16 protein-coding genes are annotated in these 16,183 nt (G+C 56.4%); 11 read left to right on the forward strand and 5 right to left on the reverse strand.

Features of this window, described 5'->3' with window-relative positions; translation table 11 throughout:
• Positions 1-53 precede the first annotated feature (53 nt).
• Positions 54-323, reverse strand: a complete 270-nt coding sequence (locus ACA056_RS17065; RefSeq protein WP_497266332.1) for a hypothetical protein — start codon at positions 321-323, stop codon at positions 54-56.
• A 170-nt stretch (positions 324-493) separates the two neighbouring features.
• Between ACA056_RS17065 and yddG the strand changes: the two genes are divergently transcribed.
• The 3 genes from yddG to ACA056_RS17080 all read left to right on the forward strand — a co-directional run bounded on the left by yddG (position 494) and on the right by ACA056_RS17080 (position 2,540).
• A complete protein-coding gene (gene yddG, locus ACA056_RS17070; RefSeq protein WP_497266334.1) occupies positions 494-1,426 on the forward strand; it encodes an aromatic amino acid exporter YddG in 933 nt (310 codons plus the stop codon).
• Between the two features lie 84 nt (positions 1,427-1,510).
• Positions 1,511-2,185, forward strand: coding sequence for a glutathione S-transferase family protein (locus ACA056_RS17075; protein WP_497266336.1), 675 nt, complete (start codon positions 1,511-1,513; stop codon positions 2,183-2,185).
• Between the two features lie 28 nt (positions 2,186-2,213).
• Positions 2,214-2,540 carry a putative quinol monooxygenase gene (locus tag ACA056_RS17080; RefSeq protein ID WP_095131236.1) on the forward strand — a complete coding sequence of 109 codons (327 nt, stop codon included), beginning with the start codon at positions 2,214-2,216 and terminating at the stop codon, positions 2,538-2,540.
• Positions 2,541-2,622: 82 nt separating this feature from the next.
• Here ACA056_RS17080 and ACA056_RS17085 read toward each other — a convergent pair whose 3' ends face one another.
• Positions 2,623-2,991: a DUF6124 family protein gene (locus ACA056_RS17085; protein ID WP_497266338.1), complete on the reverse strand. Its 369-nt coding sequence runs from the start codon at positions 2,989-2,991 to the stop codon at positions 2,623-2,625.
• A 566-nt stretch (positions 2,992-3,557) separates the two neighbouring features.
• A complete protein-coding gene (locus ACA056_RS17090) occupies positions 3,558-4,070 on the reverse strand; it encodes a DUF2938 domain-containing protein (protein WP_497273554.1) in 513 nt (170 codons plus the stop codon).
• Between ACA056_RS17090 and ACA056_RS17095 the strand changes: the two genes are divergently transcribed.
• The 7 genes from ACA056_RS17095 (at position 4,053) to ACA056_RS17125 (ending at position 12,910) form a co-directional block, all read left to right on the forward strand.
• Positions 4,053-4,343, forward strand: a complete 291-nt coding sequence (locus ACA056_RS17095; protein ID WP_497266340.1) for a MerR family DNA-binding protein — start codon at positions 4,053-4,055, stop codon at positions 4,341-4,343. The genes ACA056_RS17090 and ACA056_RS17095 overlap by 18 nt on opposite strands.
• Before the next feature lie 159 nt (positions 4,344-4,502).
• A complete protein-coding gene (locus tag ACA056_RS17100; protein WP_497266342.1) occupies positions 4,503-5,939 on the forward strand; it encodes an IS1182 family transposase in 1,437 nt (478 codons plus the stop codon).
• Positions 5,940-6,432: 493 nt separating this feature from the next.
• Positions 6,433-8,949, forward strand: a complete 2,517-nt coding sequence (locus ACA056_RS17105; protein WP_497266344.1) for an arylsulfatase — start codon at positions 6,433-6,435, stop codon at positions 8,947-8,949.
• A 130-nt stretch (positions 8,950-9,079) separates the two neighbouring features.
• Complete coding sequence (locus ACA056_RS17110) at positions 9,080-10,168, forward strand: formylglycine-generating enzyme family protein (RefSeq protein ID WP_497266345.1); 1,089 nt, start codon at positions 9,080-9,082, stop codon at positions 10,166-10,168.
• A gap of 221 nt (positions 10,169-10,389) precedes the next feature.
• Positions 10,390-11,010 carry a tyrosine-type recombinase/integrase gene (locus ACA056_RS17115; protein ID WP_497266347.1) on the forward strand — a complete coding sequence of 207 codons (621 nt, stop codon included), beginning with the start codon at positions 10,390-10,392 and terminating at the stop codon, positions 11,008-11,010.
• A gap of 234 nt (positions 11,011-11,244) precedes the next feature.
• Positions 11,245-12,000, forward strand: a complete 756-nt coding sequence (locus tag ACA056_RS17120) for a bestrophin-like domain (protein ID WP_497266349.1) — start codon at positions 11,245-11,247, stop codon at positions 11,998-12,000.
• 601 nt (positions 12,001-12,601) lie between these two features.
• On the forward strand, positions 12,602-12,910 hold the full coding sequence (locus tag ACA056_RS17125) for a hypothetical protein (protein ID WP_497266351.1): 309 nt from the start codon (positions 12,602-12,604) through the stop codon (positions 12,908-12,910).
• Between the two features lie 371 nt (positions 12,911-13,281).
• Here the strand turns inward: ACA056_RS17125 and ACA056_RS17130 are convergent, their stop codons facing one another.
• Together ACA056_RS17130 and ACA056_RS17135 are read right to left on the reverse strand one after the other, a co-directional pair.
• On the reverse strand, positions 13,282-13,836 hold the full coding sequence (locus tag ACA056_RS17130; RefSeq protein WP_497266353.1) for a YdeI/OmpD-associated family protein: 555 nt from the start codon (positions 13,834-13,836) through the stop codon (positions 13,282-13,284).
• A 178-nt stretch (positions 13,837-14,014) separates the two neighbouring features.
• Positions 14,015-14,908, reverse strand: coding sequence for a LysR family transcriptional regulator (locus tag ACA056_RS17135; RefSeq protein ID WP_497266355.1), 894 nt, complete (start codon positions 14,906-14,908; stop codon positions 14,015-14,017).
• A gap of 96 nt (positions 14,909-15,004) precedes the next feature.
• Between ACA056_RS17135 and ACA056_RS17140 the strand changes: the two genes are divergently transcribed.
• The gene (locus tag ACA056_RS17140) at positions 15,005-16,150 is read left to right on the forward strand and encodes an alpha/beta hydrolase (RefSeq protein ID WP_497266357.1); all 1,146 of its coding nucleotides are present in this window, start codon (positions 15,005-15,007) and stop codon (positions 16,148-16,150) included.
• Positions 16,151-16,183 lie beyond the last annotated feature (33 nt).

Raw genomic sequence — 16,183 nt, forward strand, 5'->3', positions numbered from 1 at the left:
AAGCAACCTCGGGCGCTATTGCAACGTGCTGAAGTCACCGATGAACTGTGTGCTTACAAATACACCGGAGGCGATGCCGACGCGTTAGGTGGAGCCCCCAGTTTATCGTTGCAAACAACAATCTCGCGTACGTTCACTGGAAGACTCGATACGACAATCTTGTAAGGATGAGGCCCGTGATTTTCATAGCTGTCGATATCCCCTCTTCCCAACTCCTCCCATTTGTTTCCGTTCTTATAGTAAGCCACCGCCTTACCGTAACTATTAGTTTTGCCCTCAATTATCAAGCTCAATGCTGCACTTATTACATTTTCATTCGCCATGTTTAATCTCCGGTTTCTGTCGTAAGCGGACAAGTTACGGAGCCAGTATTCTCTGAGCCTTGAATTATGCCTACCTGTCACAAATTACAGTTCAGACGAATGGTATCCCTGGTAAACACTGCTACGCTTGAGGCACGATGAAATTCGTCCTTGCCCATGGAGAGGCGCACGTGACCGACTCAAACCAGGTATTCCACTCCAATAAAGCCCCTCACTCCGCCACCGCCGTTGGTGTCATCGCGATATTTCTCTGGTCCTCACTGGCATTGCTGACCACCCTCACCGAAGGCATTCCACCGTTTGAACTGCTGACGCTGGGTTTCGGCGCGGCGTTCGCGGCGAGCCTGGTGATTCTGGGCCGACGCGGGATCGCCGGTTTCAGTAGCTGGCGACAGCCCTGGGCTGTATGGGCGACCGGGTTCGTCGGAATTTTCGTTTATCACGCGCTGTACTTTTTCGCACTCAAAGCCGCCCCGGCGGCCGAAGCCAGTCTGATCAACTACCTTTGGCCGCTGTTGCTGGTGTTGCTGTCGGCGTTCTCGGCCGGAGAAAAACTGCACAAGCGGCAATTGCTCGGCGCACTGCTGGGCCTGGCCGGCACGGCTTTCATCATGCAGCAGCGCGCTCCGAATGCTGATGCCGCGATGCCCATCGCCGGTTATCTCGCGGCGTTCGGTTGTGCGCTGATCTGGTCGGTTTACTCGGTGATCAACCGCCGGTTCAGCGAAGTACCGAGCAGCATCATTGGTGGCATCTGTGGCCTGGTCGCCGTGGCCGGACTGGTCTGTCACCTGGCGTTCGAAACCACGGTGCAGCCCGACTTCAGCCAATGGACCGCGATTGTCGTCCTCGGGCTTGGACCGGTAGGCCTGGCGTTTTTTGCCTGGGACCACGCCACCAAACACGGCAGTCTGGCGACGCTGGGGGCGCTGTCCTACCTGGCGCCGCTGATTTCCACGGTGTTGCTGATCACCGTGGGGAGCAGCCATGCCAGCCCGATTCTGATCGTCCCCGCGCTGCTGATTATCGCCGGGGCAGTCATCGCCACGTCGCGATCAACCGCTAAAGTGCCGACAACACGTTCGATAGTTTCGAACGAGTAAAGCAAGTAGCTTGCACGTCATTCGAACGTGTTTACTGCAACATCAGCCTCAGTTCAAAACCAACCACTGACTGAGGCCTACACCATGAAGTTCTTTTTCCACCCTTCGCCGAACCCGATGAAAGTCGCCCTGCTGCTTGAAGAGCTGCAAACCCCCTACGAATTGATCGGCGTCGATACCTTCAAGGGCGAGCAACACCTGCCGGCCTTTTTGGCGATCAACCCGAACGCCAAAGTACCGGCCCTGGTCGATGGCGACGCCACCGTCTTCGACTCCCAGGCGATCCTGCTGCACCTGGCGCAAAAACATCAGCGTTTCCTGCCGACCTCCGTGGCCGGGCGAGCCGAGTTACTGTCCTGGCTGATGTTCATCGCCACCGGCCTGTCGCCATTTTCCGGCCAGGCGGTGCATTTCCTGCACCACGCACCGGAAGACCTGGCGTATGCGAAAAACCGCTACCTCAAGGAAGTCGAACGCCACTACCGCGTGCTCGATCAGCGACTGGCCGACCATCAGTACCTGGCCGGCGACTCCTATAGCATCGCCGACATGGCGCTCTGGGGTTGGGCCAATTACGCGCCGTACATCCTCGGCGAGAACGGTCTGGCGGCGTACCCGAACGTCAAGCGCCTGTTCGATGAAATCAGCGCCCGGCCGGCCGCCCAGCGGGCCCAGGGTTTGAAAGACAAACTGGTGCTGAAGGCTGAATTCGACGAAGAAACCCGGCGCAATCTGTTCCCGCAGAACCAGGCGCAGTAACCCATTCACAGCATTCGAAGGTGATGAAATGAGTGATCAAGTCGCGTTTATCGTTTACCTGCCGGCCAAACCGGAACGTTTCGCCGAAATGAAAGAACGGCTGCTGGACGTGGTGCACCAGATGTCGGCCGAGCCGGACTTCGTCAACACCTGGGTCCACCAACTCCAGGACGACCCGAACACCTTGGTGCTTTACGAAACCTGGAACTGCAGCAAGGACGACTTCATTACGCGTCACCTGAGCAAGCCGTATCGACAGGCGTATGAACAGCTGCTCCCGCAGTTGCTGGTCAGCGAACGTCGCATTGAGTTTCTGGATGTGATCAAGAGCTATCCGGTGCGACGTGGGGTCTGAGAGGACCTTCCAGCGTGACCACGAGCCGCGTGAATGCTGCTAAACAGCGAGGGCGCAAGCGCCCTCGCTACCCGCCTGGCGACTACCCAGGCTTGTGGTTATCCAGTACGCGATTGACCGCTAACTCCCCCAACATGATGACCCGTTGCAGCACCAGCATCGTTTGCCGTCGTGGGCCGTCCGTCAAGTCGGTGAGATCGTTGACCATGGCGCTGGCGGATGCCAACGATTCGCAGGCCTCGACGAGCAACGTTTCGTCATCCACCGCTGCGTCGATGGTGAAAATGGTGCTGGGCTTGCGGGGCGGTATCTGCGTTTTCGACGCCCCGGGGTCGAGGTAGAAGCTGAGTGCGCGGTCGGCCGCCTCTTTCATTTTCTTGGGGTCAAGATCAAGAAAGGCGTCGTAGGGTAACGGACCGGTATTCGGGGGGTTGGGCGTAACTTTGAACATAGATGAAACTCCGATGCTACTTAATTGGAGCCATCACCATCTCGCTACCAAACGGAGGGTGGCGGCCATACGGAGGTTGGTAGACCGGGCATCGGAACCGGCGCCCCCGGAGGAGCCCTACGCATGGCCACCATGAAACCGCAGCCCTGGGAAAGGACCGCCAAAGGTGACGCTATGCGTCGATGCTACGGGTCTACCAAACCCGATCACTGTTTTTCAGTGACAGGGAAACGATATAGCCCGCCCCACAGCCGCACAAGCCAGCGGATTCTGGCGTACACGTAGGCAACGGCGCAAGGCGGTGTAGCCGTTAGGACGTAACAGCGGGTGTCTTTAAACGCGAACCTTGATACGTGTTTATGCGCATCAAAAGCCGTGAATTTCTTCGCCCGTTTTTTGGCTGGGTAATTACACCTACTTGCCCACCCATTTGCATTCGACCTGACCCGTCATTTGCATCGGATTTGACCGGCACGCTTCGCGGACATAACCGGCAGAGAACGGCCAGAAACAGACACTCAGGACTTACGTTCTTACCCTGAGCACCACCGCTGCCCCAAAGGCACTCAACTTAGGCATAACGATGCCGGAAAGAGCAGCATCAACAGCCATCCCGCCACAAAAAGCCCCAGTCCGAACGTCAGATGCGCAGTGACGCTTCTGCGCCTTGCCACGCTCGGTACCGCTGTCTTCGAAGCGGCAACGCCGAAACCGAACGCGGGCTGCATGATGAAGAAAGGCGCAATCACACTGACCAACCCCATCACCAGCGCAGGCACCAGCGTGGGGTTGCAGATCCAGGCAAGCCCTTTCGCACCGATCAGCACCATCGCGAAGACAATGCCCGTGACGTAATGGAACACCCACCCCATCAGGCGTTCATTCCTGACAGGAGCCGCCGTCATGATCGGGGCGTGACGAAACCGCCCTTGCAACATGTGGCCCAGCCAACGACCGACCAGGCCATAGTCAAGCGACGCCAGGCCAAACACTCGTGCTTGAATAAAAGCCGATATGCCATGATCAGCGTGTTTCGTGCCGATGTACTCCAGCGATAGTCCTTGATCGCGCTCGGGCAGTCGGCAGAGTTTTCACTGGACGATCTCGTCGCCATGCTGGACGCGGAGGGTCAGCCTGACATTGATCGCCAGCGGCTTAACGAAAAGGCTGACGAACTGAACCGTACCATCGAGCGACTCAGCGCCATACGCGACGAGCTTCGTCGAGTAGCGTCCTGCCCTGCTGCTCGTCACATTGAATGCTCAAAGTTTCAGAAAATGCTGAACGCCATCGGGACGGGGGATATCAAGAGAAAAACCGGAAAAGGCGACCTGCGCAGACGTGGATTGTGAAAGGGAGACGTGCCTGTTTTGGATCGATAGCAACCCTCTCGGACACTCAGCTGTCGGCCAGAAGTGGACCGCTATGAACGTCTGCTTCTGACCCAGGCTGTGTGAAAACACCTGCAATTGTCTAATCTTCTGATCGTCGAGATCGTAGCGGGGGCGATCATGAAGCGATTCATTGAAGGTGAGGCTCGGACGCAAGTCACCTTGCTGCCGGAGTGTCTGGACGATTACGTAACCGAAGAAAATCCAGTCCGAGTGGTCGACGTTTTCGTCGATGAACTCGACCTGGGTGCACTTGGGTTTGAAGGTGTTGATCCTGCTGCAACGGGTCGTCCGGCCTACCACCCAGCGGTGTTGCTGAAGATCTATATCTACGGCTACCTCAATCGGATTCAGTCCAGCCGCCGGCTTGAGCGTGAGGCCGAGCGCAACGTCGAGTTGATGTGGCTAACGGGGCGTTTGGCTCCGGACTTCAAAACCATTGCCGACTTTCGCAAAGACAACGGCAAAGCCATTCGCAACGTATGCCGCCAGTTCGTAGTTCTTTGCCGCAACCTCAATCTCTTCTCTCAGTCGATCATCGCCATCGACGGCAGCAAATTCAAAGCCGTCAATAATCGCGACCGCAACTTCACTCAGGGCAAGGTGAAGGCACGCATGCAGCAGATCGAGCAGAGCATTGATCGCTATCTGGCGGCGATGGATTCGGCGGATCGGGCAACGCCCGAAGTGGCCGAGGCCAAAGCAGAGCGGCTTAAAGAAAAGATAGAAACACTGAAAAAGCAGATGCAGAAACTCAAGGAAATCGAGGCACAGCTCCACGAAAGTCCAGACCAGCAGATTTCCCTCACAGACCCAGATGCACGCTCAATGGCCACGAGCGGTCGAGGCACCGGGACGGTTGGCTACAACGTGCAAACCGCTGTCGACGACAAACACCATTTGATCATTGCCCATGAGGTGACCAACGTTGGCAATGATCGCGGGCAGCTGAGCAATATGGCGAACCAAGCGCGTGAAGAAATTGGAGCTGAATCGCTAACGGTGGTGGCTGATCGAGGCTATTACAAAGGTCTGGAAATCCTTGCTTGCGAGCAAGCCGGCATCACTGCCTTCGTACCGAAACCCCTCACATCTGGCAGCAAAGCGGAAGGCAGATTTGGCAAGCAGGATTTCATCTATCTTGCGGCGTCGGACGAGTATCGATGCCCTGCGGGGCAGTTACTAACCAGGCGACATTCGTCGACGGAAGACGGCATGTTATTGCATTGTTATTACTTCTCAGGCTGCCAGTCCTGCTCAATGCAAAAGCAATGTACGACGGGTAAGGAGCGTCGGGTGAAGCGCTGGGAACATGAAGCGGTAGTCGACGCGATGCAGGTTCGGCTGGAGCATGACCCGGGGAAGATGAAGGTTCGCCGCCAGACTGTTGAGCATCCTTTTGGAACGCTCAAATATTGGATGGGAGCCACCCACTTCCTGACCAAAACACTTCCGCGAGTAAGTACCGAAATGAGCCTTCATGTGCTCGCCTACAACCTCAAACGAATGATGAGCATCTTTGGCATCGCAGGACTGCTTGAGGCGATCAGGGCGTGAATCCAGCCGCTTGGCTCGCCCGTTAGTAGCCGTTTGGGCCGCTGACGCGGCCCAAACGGCATTAGGAACGTCTATGTAGCTGACTAAGGTAATTCGCGCTTCCGCCCGCTGATTTCACAGGCAATCCTCGCGCCTCTCAGTTTTCGACGTATTTAGCGCGTTTTCACACAGCCTGGGCCAGAAGCGGACATGACTGACTTCCTCAGAGCGTGAAGCGGAAAATTCGCTAAAGCAAAATGGTGTTTTGTCGGAAGGATAATCACACAGGGTGAGCATTGCAGGTTTCACCTGCCCTTCCTGGCTCAACCTGCCCGAAGGTTTTCCTGAGTTGGCGAGCAGTTGAGCGCGCTACCGTCCATCGAATGCGTGCCAGCCCGCATTACCGGCACAGATTCCGCGGCTACGCTTCACTAGCGAATGCTACACCTACCTACGCCCCGCAGTTCTGAGCGTGCCCATCGAACTCAATCAGTTCCGAATGGAGCAAAGAGCTATGCGCCCCTTCAAGTTGATCGCTTACCTCCCTGTTGCGATTGCCGGCGCCTTCCTGGCATCGGCACCCGTGTTTGCCGAGCAAGTTACCGGCACACTAGGTTCACCCAGCGCCACCATCAGTATCAGCGGCTCGCAGCTGCCACCCCCCGATCCGAAATTTGGCGGAGTCATTCAGGAAGACGCCCTGCAGTCCAAACCGTGGTGGGCGCCGCGCGTTGTTCCGCCGAAAGGGGCGCCCAACGTGCTGTTGATCATCACCGACGACGCCGGCTTTGGCGTGCCCAGCACCTTCGGTGGCGTCATTCCGACACCCGCGATGGATCGCATCGCGCAGCAGGGGCTGCGCTTCAACCGGGTCTTCTCTACGGCGCTGTGCTCGCCGACTCGGGCCGCACTGATCACCGGGCGCAATCACCACTCGGCAGGCTTCGGTGTGATCTCTGAGCAGTCGACCGGCTTCCCGGGCTACAACAGCATCATCGACCGGGACAAGGCGACGATCGGGCGCATCCTGCTTGATAACGGCTACTCGACTTCCTGGTTCGGCAAGGACCACAACACGCCAGTCTTCGCTGCCAGCCAGGCCGGGCCGTTCAATCAATGGCCAACCGGCATGGGCTTTGAGTACTTTTACGGTTTCGTCGGCGGTGATGCCAATCAATGGGAGCCAAACCTGTTCCGCAATACGACCCAGATCTATCCGTTCCTTGGCAAGTCGCCCGGCACCTGGAACCTGGTCACGGCTATGGCCGATGACGCGATCGACTGGATGACGCGTATCCATCAGATCGACCCCAACAAACCGTTTTTCATCAAGTACGCGCCCGGCGCAACGCACGCGCCGCACCACCCGACCAAGGAGTGGGTAGACAAGATCAGCCAGATGAAGCTCTTCGACGAGGGGTGGAACAAAGTGCGCGAGCGCATCTTCGAAAACCAGAAGCGCTTGGGGGTGGTTCCAAAAGATGCCCAGTTGCCACCGTGGCCGAAAGAGGTGCTCAAGGAGTGGGACCAACTGACGGCCGAGGAGCAGAAGCTCTATATCCGCCAGGTTGAGGTCTTCGCCGCCTATGCCGCCTACAGCGACAGTGAGATCGGCCGCGTCGTCCAGGCGGTCGAGGATCTGGGCAAGCTCGACAATACGTTGATCATCTATATCAACGGTGACAATGGCACCAGTGCCGAGGGGGGTCCACTTGGCACCCCCAACGAAGTCGCCTTTTTCAACGGCATCAGTGTGCCGGTTGCGGAACAGATGAAGTACTACGACGTGTGGGGCACCGATAAAACCTATAACCACATGTCGGCAGGTTGGTCCTGGACCTTCGACACACCGTTTTCCTGGTTCAAGCAAAATGCCTCGCAGCTCGGCGGCATCAATCAGAACATGGTGGTCTCATGGCCGGCGCGGATCAAGGACAAGGGCGGCCTGCGCGAGCAGTTCGTGCATGTGATTGATGTGGTGCCAACAATCCTTGAGGCGGCCGGCATCCGAGCGCCCGACATGGTGGATGGCATCGCGCAGAAACCGATCGAAGGGACGAGCTTTGCCTACACCTTCGATGCGAAGAATGCCAAGGTGCCGTCGCAGCACACGACGCAATACTTCGAAATGTTTGGCCAGTGGGCCCTGTACCAGGACGGCTGGTTTCTGAGCACGAAGGTCAATCGTGCGCCGTGGGAGGCCTTTGGCCCGGCCAATCCGGATCCGTTGAACAACCAGGTGCTTGAACTCTTCAACCTTAAAACCGACTTCAACCAGACTGATAACCTTGCGGACAAGAACCCGGAAAAGGTCAAGGAGATGAAGCAGGCGTTCATTGCCGAGGCCAAGAAGTACCAGGTGTTACCGCTGGACGCCTCGGTGGCTGCGCGCATCATTGCGCCGCGCCCAAATATCACCGCTGGACGCACGGAGTTCGTCTATACGAAGCCGATGACCGGATTGCCGCAGGGTGACTCGCCGCTGTTACTAAACACCTCCTACACGATCAACGCCGACATTGAAGTACCGCAGGGTGGTGCCGAAGGCATGATCCTTACGTCTGGAGGACGGTTCTCCGGGTATGGGTTCTACCTGCTGAAGGGTAAGCCAGTGTTCTTGTGGAACCTGATTGATCTGCAACGCCTGAAGTGGGAAGGCCCTGAGGCGCTACCGCCGGGCCGTCACACGATTGAGTTTGACTTCAAGTACGACGGGGTGGGTGTGGGCACGCTTGAGTTCAACGACTTCAGTGGCCTCGCCCAGCCTGGCACTGGCACGCTCAAGGTGGATGACAAGGTGGTCGCTACTCAACGCATGGAGCGCACGCTGCCGATGATCCTGCAGTGGGACGAGGCGTTCGACATCGGTTCCGACACACTGACCGGCGTGAACGATGCGGACTACCTGCCGCCGTTCCCACTGACGGCCAAACTGAACCAGCTGACGATCAAGGTCGATCGCCCGCACTTGTCACCCGAGGACATCAAGAAGTTGCAGGCGGCAATGGAGCAGAAGGCAAAGCAGGATTGAGCACCGGCTCGGGTGTGAGGAGCGCAGACCGTTCCTCTCTGGACGCGGATTTCACCCGTGGTCAAAGGGTTAGAAAGGGTCACAACCTACAGAAACCAAGGGAGCGCAAATGCTTATCAGGAATCGGCGCTTGGGCATCGTTTTAGTCGCAGTCGGGATAGTATCTGCCGGCCTGGCTTTTGCTACGTACCAGCACATTCGCGGACCGTCACCGTTGACCCTCGGTGATGGGGAAAATGGCCCCGTGGGTATGGTCTGGCTCCCTGCGGGTGAATTTTTGATGGGCAGCGATCATAAGCAGGCGCGACCTAACGAGGGGCCGGCCCACAAGGTTCGACTCGACGGCTATTGGATCGACCGCTACGACGTCACCAATGCCGATTTCGCCCGTTTCATTGCTGAAACGCATTACATCACCACCGCAGAACGCAAACCCAAATGGGAAGATCTGAAGGTACAGCTACCGCCGGGTACTCTGGAGCCGGACGACAGTGTCATGGTGCCTGGGGCATTGGTTTTCGCAGGCACCGACAGGCCAGTCGCCCTGAACGATTTCAGTCAGTGGTGGGCATTTGTCCCCGGGGCTGACTGGCGCCACCCGTTGGGCCCCGACAGTTCAATTGAGGGTAAGGAAACCCATCCCGTGGTGCAGGTTTCACTTGAAGATGCGCAGGCGTATGCAACGTGGGCACATAAGCGATTGCTGACTGAAGCTGAATGGGAGTACGCCGCAAGAGGCGGACTGGAACAAGCGACCTATGCATGGGGGAATGATTTCACACCCAATGGAGAAAAAATGGCGAACACTTGGGATGAGGTACAACCGTTTCCCGTGACCGGGACCAGTAATAAATTCAAGATCGGCACCAAACCGGTAGGCAGTTACAGACCTAACGCCTACGGGCTATACGACATGTCCGGGAACGTTTGGCAGTGGGTCGCCGATTGGTATCGTGCCGATGCGTTTAGAGTAAGGCATCAGCCGGCAGGTGCGGCGGCTGTGAACCCGGCGGGGCCATCCGATAGCTATGACCCCGAACTCGGGGTTACCGCCAACGCACCACAGCGTGTGATCCGAGGTGGTTCTTTTCTTTGTAGCGACAGCTACTGTACGAGCTTTCGAACCAGTGCCAGGCAGGGTGCAGATCCTATGAATTCCATGTCCCATCTCGGGTTTCGCTTAGCGATGAGCAATGAGCAATGGGAAAAGAACCGCTGAATAAATACGTAGGTGGGTGCCATTCTCTACCGACAAGATTTGACGTAGCTGCGTGTAGAAAAGAAGTTTTCGCGATCAATGCATAGACCGTCAGGTCTGGGGCGGCTTTTTCAACACAATCGGCCGTTTTCTGCCTGTCACGACTGACCGGTTTGGGTCGGATAGCGACCACGCACCGTGACTGATCCACCCTTGTCCTCCCTCAACGTGGAGGACAAGCCATGAACACTATTGCTACATACAGCCATCAGCCTTGGAACAAGGGAAAGTTTGTCGGGCAGAAAGCCCCGCTCCGAGTCAGAGATATCTGGGCCATCCGGGTAAGACTCCAGCTCGCGGAGAAGACACGGGATCTGGCTCTCTTCAACTTGGCTATCGACAGCAAGCTGCGCGCCTGTGACTTAACCAAGCTGCGTGTACGGGACATAGCCCATGGAGAACATGTGTCGTCACGGGCCATCGTGACGCAGCAGAAAACTCAGCACCCAGTTCAATTTGAAATCACTGAGCAAACCCGAGCGGTTCTGGAGGCTTGGATGCATCAGGCCCGCCTTCGCAGCGAGGACTTCTTGTTTCCGAGCCGGTTGCACAGCTCAGATCATCTATCTACCAGGCAATACGCTCGAATAGTCAAAGCCTGGGTGACAGCCATTGGCCTTGACCCAACCATGTACGGTACTCACACGCTACGGCGAACCAAGGCATCGCTGATCTATCGCAGGACGAAAAACCTGAGAGCAATCCAACTCCTGCTTGGTCATACGAAGCTTGAAAGCACCGTCAGATACCTGGGAATCGAGGTCGATGATGCCCTGGAAATGGCGGAACAGACGGAAGTCTGACCATCCACTGCGACGGTCGAGGCTAGACCGTCGCAGTCCGGCCAGAAGCGGACATGGAAAGTTTCGCGCTGAAATCGCACTACACTCCACCAGAGCAGCAAACGATCCTGAGCGCGCCGCTCGCAACGCAATTCGAAAGGCTGCTTGCCATGGCGGGCGTGTTACTCGCATGCGGCGCAAGCCTTCCCGACGACGGCAGGAATGCCAAGGTGATGCGATGCGCAATTTTCTCTCATGAACCATTTCGCTGTCGGACTGATCGCCTTCGTCGCTATTTTCGGTGGCGCTCTTGTTGGCATCTTTGCTGCGCGGGCTCTGCCCGAGCATCACCTCAGCAATGAGTCGCGCAATGCGATTTCCGTTTCGGCGGCGATTGTCGGCACACTTTCGGCCTTGGTGATCGGCCTGATGATCTCGACGGCGAACAGTTCGTTCTCGACACGGTCGAATGAAGTATCCAGGATCGCCGTCGACATCGTCCGCATCAACCGCGTGATGCAGCGTTACGGGCCAGAGGCGGCGGATACCCGCGTTAAGCTGCGCAACTACGCGAGGGTGAAAATGCAGGAGTTGTTCCCGGCGGCGGGGGAACCATCACAGTCAACCGAAGCGACTGTCCGGATGATGGAGGCGACACAAGAATCGATTCTATTGCTTGTGCCGACTGATCCGAGACAGCGCTGGCTGCGCTCGCAGGCACTCACGCTTTCGGACGATTTGTTACAGGCGCGCTGGCTGCTAGCGGAACAGCGTGCCAGCAACATTCCGATGCCGTTCCTTATCCTGCTGATCTTTTGGCTTAGCCTTGTTTTTGCCAGCTTCGGCTTGTTCGCACCTCGCCATGCCACGACTATCGCCGTTTTCTGCCTCTGTTCGGTTGCGGTTTCGGGAGGCATCATAATGATTCTGGAGCTGGACTCGCCCTTCTCCGGCCTCGTCCATGTCTCCGGCGAGCCGATGCGCCAAGCGCTGCTCGAGATCCTCCGTTGATCGATTAGTCGAGAGTGGGTTCGGTCAGCACGTCAAATTCGCCTAGCCGAAGACCTCACTATGTCCGGAACTGAGACACGCGAATATCTCCTTTTAAAGGCGACTGTATGGCTGGAGCGGGTCGATTGCAGCCCCTCGTGACAGGCAGAAATCGGCTTTTTGCTGCCCGCTCATCTGCTCAGTCGCACACTTTTCACCTGCCAACTTCAAACTATTACGGCCCAGAAAAGCTGGACCTCATTGGTGAGGTGGGTATGTCTTCCGATTCGAGTTTTCGAGACCAAACACAAGGTTCTGTTCCATCCAAGCCTGAGCCAGGTTCAGATGAGCCGACGCTAGATCCAGACGATCCGAATAAATACGATCCGTTAACAAAACCCAGCGATGATCGCCCAGAAGACTGGAAAGAACCTGGTGAGAGGACTACACCAGAGGCAGATGAAATAACACCGCTATCAGACGATATGCGATAGGAGAGAAAGCCCGGCCAGCAAGCCGGGTTTTTTGTGTTCGCCGTCTGTCCAATGGTAGGCACTTGCAGCGCACGACCGCTTCTCATGTTTAAGCACGGAAATCACGCACATTAGGTCGGAGAGCCACCATGGAAATTAACGAGAACGCACCAGGCAATAAATCGCAGCAACGCGAAACACGCACCACGGACAACGAAACTGGCCACGACCCGAGCTGGAACCAGTACGAAGTTCCATTACCGACCGACGATGAAGCTCCTGTCGATGCAGATATGGATGATGTGGATGCTACTAATTCGGTATCGAGTGAGCATCCAAAAGCTGGTACGAACAGCCACGTCGATAACCCAGACAACGACCCACAGATGAACGACCAGGACGAAAACGATAAGGAGGCTCGCGGGATGCCTGCGAGTGACCCTGAATCAGGTGCCTGAATTAGTTCGGATGATTTCCGATGCCCGCTCAACGCGGGCAGCCCTCGGGGAGGCCTGAACGTCGTTAGCCAGATAGTGCAACGTACGGAATCAACGTCGCCAGCCCGCGCACCCTGACCTTACATGCATTCGGGGTGGTGCGAGACGGGATCAGCGAGACCGATGCAATAGGGCGTCGGCGCCGTGAACGTCTTCGGCAGACAGCGGGATTTAGGTGTGTTGCGCCGACCGGTTGAATCCACAGCCGATTGCTGCCTGTCGTAACTGACCGAAATCCACAACCCTTTGCAGACATTCATAACAATCAAGCTAAAAGACCAGCTTAGTCGGTCCCGGTGAACGAGCCGAACGATTTGAATCTAATGCCCCATTTAAGAATTATCCGCCTCGGGCGCACGGAAGGCCTTACTGTAGTAACCGGACTGGTCGAAACAGCAAACGTGCTTCTTGCCGGATGCGAGCATTTCGCAGGCATCACTGATTCGTTTTGCGCGGGTCTTGAGTTGCTTGGCTGAAGTAATCCAGTGAATCCAGTCTACTCGTGCGATGGTCGTCGTATTGTTCCAGACTTTACGAGCCTCAGGAGTGGCTGCCAGTGCCTCCTGAAAATCTGCCGGGATGTCAGGCTCGGGTTCCTTCTTCACAGAGGCTAGCTCCAGCGTAACGATGTCCCCAACAGCCGCGCCTGCGGCTTCGAGTAACTCTCTGCTGACCCGCAGCCAATGGCTCAGCTGACCATCCGGCTCAAGGGTTGCCTGGAAGTGGTGCGCATTGATTGTGCCTTCAACTGTCGTCCTTCCTCGCCTCGGAAGCTGTTCACTCGCGTCTCCTGGCAGTACCAGAAACGCCCACGACGTATCATTACCAGGCTTTGCCGGACGGAGAAGCTTTGCTTCGAATCGGGATTTCACATCGATTGTTGTCATTGCAACTCCTCCAACCAATACGCCTGACGACTCAACTACGGGAAAGATTCAGTGCAGAGGGTCGACGCTACCTATTAGCCACTAGTCTGTCCAGCGGCTGCTTATGGCCGTTTTCTGCCTGTCGCGAAGGGCGCTATCGACGCATAGCAGACGTTGCCGCGCGTCGAATGTAGAAGGCTCAGCTTCTATATTTCAGCGCCTCCACCAATGCAGAAAAGGCGGGAGACGCCTGGCGTCTGTTGGGGAAATACAAATGGTAACCCTGAAACTCAGGGCACCAGTCGGCCAAGACTTCTTTGAGTCGGCCGTCGGCCAGATACGGTGCTACCAATTCCTCTGGTACGTAGGCTAAGCCAACGCCATCAACGGCGGCATTGAGTACATGCATGATGCTGTTGAAAACAAGTTGTCCATCTGCCTTGACGGTAAAAGCCTGACCATTCCTTTCAAATTCCCATGCGTAGATCGCTCCTGATGGTCTGTGTCGGATATTCACGCAGTCATGCCCGGTCAACTCATGGGGGGTTGTTGGTGCCGGGTTGCGTTCGAAATATTCTGGAGAGCCCACCACAGCCAACCGCCAATCTGGCCCTATGCGAACGGCGATCATGTCTTTGCTGATCGATTCGCCCATGCGAATGCCAGCATCAAATCGCTCCTCGACCACGTTGGTGAATCCATAGTCGACGTAGAACTCCAGTGTGATATCCGGGTAGCTCTTCAGGAAGCTTGCAAGCATCGGCCGAATGCACAACTCAATCTGATCATCAGTACAGGAAATACGAATCGTGCCACTGGGCTTGTCCCGCAGCTCGCCCAGCGCTTCAAGCTCGGCAGTGATCTGATCAAAAAGCGGAGCGATCGAGCGCATCAATCTTTCTCCCGCCTCTGTGGGCGACACATTGCGTGTCGTGCGGGCCAGCAGTCGTATCCCCAGTCTTTGTTCAAGTGCCCGGATCGTATGACTCAGCGCAGAAGGAGTAATGCCCAGTTTGGCGGCGGCTTTCGTAAAGCTTTGATCTCGCGCCACCGCCAGAAAAGCTTGGAGATCGTTGACTTTGGTATTGGCCATTGCTGAGTTTTTCTCAAAACTACATGAAGATTACGCCTACTAATCAAGATATCTCTAATCCGTCAAGCTCTGTCACCTATCTGGAACGGAGTACTGATGATGAGCGAGACACCTGTAACCCTCCTTGAAACTACAGAAGCCTTGGACTCTCCAGGGCTTGATCGGCGCGCATTCGTAAAGGCCACCGGCGTCAGCATTGCGGCTCTGGGCGTCCTTTCAGTCGCAGGCGGTTCTGCCTTAGCAGCTGACTCGAAAAGCGCTGTCAGCCCGCCGGAAGGCGCCGACAATTTTTACAAAAGCGACAAGGTCACCGTGCAAAAGGTGGCCTTCAAGAACTCATACAATCTTCAAATTGTGGGCAATCTTGTAACGCCCAAAAATCTGGCTAGAAACGCTAAAGCGCCTGCAATTATCGTCGGTCATCCCATGGGAGCAGTCAAAGAGCAAAGCTCTATGCTCTATGCACAAAAGCTGGCGGAACAAGGCTTCATCACGCTGGCGATTGACTTGCCTTTCTGGGGAGAGAGTGAGGGCCTGCCTCGTAACCAGGTTGCCCCCGAAATGTATGCCGACGCATTCAGTGCCGCCGTTGACTACCTTGGCACGCGGGACTTTATCGATCGCAACCGTATCGGCGTACTGGGTATCTGTGGCAGCGGTGGCTTTGCCATCAGTGCGGCCAAGATGGATCTGCGTTTGAAAGCTGTGGCCACCGTCAGCATGTACGACATGGGCGCCGTCACCCGTCATGGTCTGAGGCACTCAGTGACTGTCGAGCAACGCCAGGCCATGCTCGCCAAAGCCGCCGAGCAACGCTATGACGAGATCTCTACCGAAACATTGCAATTTCTGAACTATCTGCCTGCGCAGCCTGGCAAGGAAACCGACCCGGTAACTCGCGAGTTTTGGGACTACTATCGCACGCCACGCGGCATCCATATCCCTCATGGCAGTACGTTGGAACTGACGCAAAATCGCGCCTTGACCAGTGAAGTCAGGTTCGTGAATTTCTATCCATTCAACGATATCGAAACGATTTCCCCACGTCCGCTGCTGTTCATATCTGGCGATCAGGCGCACTCCAGAGAGTTCAGCGAGGACGCCTACCAACGCGCCGCCGAACCTAAGGAACTGGCCTGGGTTCCCGGCGCGGGTCACGTGGATCTGTACGACCGCGTGAACTTGATTCCCTGGACCAAGCTCACCGCCTTTTTTACCCGGCACCTGACGGTGGTTGGCTAAAAGGCCAGTGCTTCAGCCAACAACTATTTGATG

This window comes from Pseudomonas sp. LBUM1666, from assembly GCF_059695775.1.